The following is a 1689-nucleotide window of genomic DNA, read 5'->3' as shown; positions in this document are numbered from 1 at the left end:
GGTGCCCGCGCGCCTCCTCTGGTCGTCCTGGAGGGGGCCGACGTGGTGTTGCAGGTGGGGGTTGATCAGCATTTGGGAGCCGCACCCCGACGTGGGGGCCCGCACCCCCCTCCACCCGCTGCGGGCCGCCGCCACCGTCGCCACCGGCCGCGGCCGCTCCCCCGTCGCGGAACTGCGGGCCTTCGCCCCGGACGTGGTGCACGTCCACAACCTCTTCCCCAACTTCGGCCGCAGCTGGGTCCGCAACTGGCCGGGCCCGCTGGTGGCGACCCTGCACAACTACCGCCCGCTGTGCGCCGGTGCAGCGCTCTTCCGGGACGGGGCCACCTGCACCGCGTGCCCGGACGGCAGCCCCTTCGCCGGACTGCGGCACGGCTGCTACCGGGGCTCCCGACTGGCCACCGCGCCGCTCGCCTGGGCCAACCGCCGCGGGCCGGACGGCGATCCGCTGCTGCGCCGGGCCGACCGGCTGGTGCTGCTCTCCGAGTCGGGCCGACGCACCTACGTACGGGCCGGCGTGGCCGCCGAACGCACCGCGCTGATCCCGAACTTCGTCGACGACCCGCTGCCCCGGCCGGCCGGCGGCACCGGGGGGCGGTGGCTCTTCGCCGGCCGGCTGACCCCCGAGAAGGGCGTGCTGGAGCTGCTGGCACGCTGGCCGGCCGACGAACCGCTGGACGTCGTGGGCGAGGGCGAACTCCTCGACCGGGCCCGGGCGGCGGCCCCGCCGCAGGTCCGCTTCCTCGGGCGCCTGGAACGCGCCGAGCTCCGCCGCCGGCTGCCCGGCTGGCGGGGCCTGGTCTTCCCCAGCCGCTGCCTGGAGGGCGCCCCGCTGGTGCAGGTCGAGGCGCTCGCCGCGGGGCTGCCGGTGCTCGCCTTCGAGGGCTCGTCCGTCGCCGAGACCGTCCGGGCCCGCGGCACCGGCACGGTCGTCCGCTGGGACGAACCGCTCGGCCCCGTCCTCGCCGCCGCCGGTGCCCGCTTCCCGGCCCTGCGGACGCACTGCCGCCGGACCTTCGAAGAACACTTCACCGAGGCCACCTGGCTGCGGAGCATCCAGGACCTGTACTGCGGCGTACTTGCGGCCCGCACGGCCCAGCGCTAAGTGGTCGGCGTCGCAATTCCTTCGGGGGTTGGTCAGGTTGTGAGGGCTGTGGAGGATTCTTCTGGGTGATCGGCGGCATGTCGGTCGAGCCTGGCCAGTAAATCGTTCAGGTCGGAGGTCGTGAACTTCCACTGGAACGGCTGTGCCGTGGCGTTGTAGCGGTCTTCGAATGCTCGGAACCGGTCCGAGACCTGCTTCAGGTCGGTGAAGTCGCTGGGTGAGACGACCTTGCGTTGGACGACGGAGAAGAAGATCTCCACCTGGTTCAACCAGGAGGCGTGGACGGGGGTGTGGACGAGCACGGCGGTCGGGTGGGCCGATGCCAGCCGGTCGGCGGCTTTTCGGCCGCGGTGGGAGGAGCCGTTGTCCACGACCCAGAACACGCGCTTCGCGCTAGCGTACGGCTCCTGGCTCATGACCTGGTTGACCAGGGCCATGAAGGGGGAGATGCCAGTGGTTGGCTCGCAGCGGCCGAAGACCTTCGCGTGGTGGACGTCGTAGGCGGCGAGATAGGCCAGGGCCCCGCCGCGGCCGTAGGTGTGGTTCACCCGCATCGTCCTGGCCTGCCCGGGGGCCAGGGTGGG

The 1689-nt window shown here is 73.1% G+C and carries 2 protein-coding genes; one reads left to right on the top strand and one right to left on the bottom strand.

The features are described from left to right. Positions 1-61 precede the first annotated feature (61 nt). Positions 62-1105 carry a glycosyltransferase family 4 protein gene (locus ABZ641_RS36190; protein WP_359988728.1) on the top strand — a complete coding sequence of 348 codons (1044 nt, stop codon included), beginning with the start codon at positions 62-64 and terminating at the stop codon, positions 1103-1105. 32 nt (positions 1106-1137) lie between these two features. Here the strand turns inward: ABZ641_RS36190 and ABZ641_RS36185 are convergent. After that, positions 1138-1689: transposase (locus tag ABZ641_RS36185; protein WP_359988726.1), on the bottom strand; the 552-nt coding region annotated here is incomplete at its 5' end.

Origin of the sequence: Kitasatospora sp. NPDC007106 (assembly GCF_040634455.1) — a bacterium.
Lineage (GTDB): Bacteria > Actinomycetota > Actinomycetes > Streptomycetales > Streptomycetaceae > Kitasatospora > Kitasatospora arboriphila.
The sequence above is the reverse complement of the archived record's forward strand: the minus strand, read 5'-3'. Positions and strand labels throughout refer to the sequence as shown.